This is a genomic window from Clostridium pacaense, from assembly GCF_020709765.2.
Lineage (GTDB): Bacteria > Bacillota > Clostridia > Lachnospirales > Lachnospiraceae > Enterocloster > Enterocloster hominis.
In genome coordinates this window covers 1-232 of record NZ_JAJFEB020000256.1, presented here as the reverse complement: position 1 = coordinate 232, position 232 = coordinate 1, and the positions used below count along the sequence as shown (strand labels likewise).

General features: G+C 60.3%; 1 pseudogene. It reads left to right on the top strand.

Annotation, left to right across the window (positions count from 1 at the left end):
• Window positions 1-232: pseudogene (locus LK536_RS59215) on the top strand (hypothetical protein); the annotation flags it as partial.

The window sequence follows — 232 nt, the reverse complement described above, 5'->3', positions numbered from 1 at the left end:
CTGCACCATGCCGGCCCGTTCACTGGATGACCGGGACAGCTTTGGAAGAGGCATGGGCCGCGGACGCGGACGTGGGAGAGGCAGTTCCTCTGCTTACGGACGGGGCCGCAGGGGGGCAACCGACGGGGCTGCCATCGATTATGTCCTGGGCGAGGGCGATAGTCAGATGGCAAGGCTTTTCATGATGAACGATGATTTTCTCAGTTCTTCCATTGCCTGGGGATTCCTTACC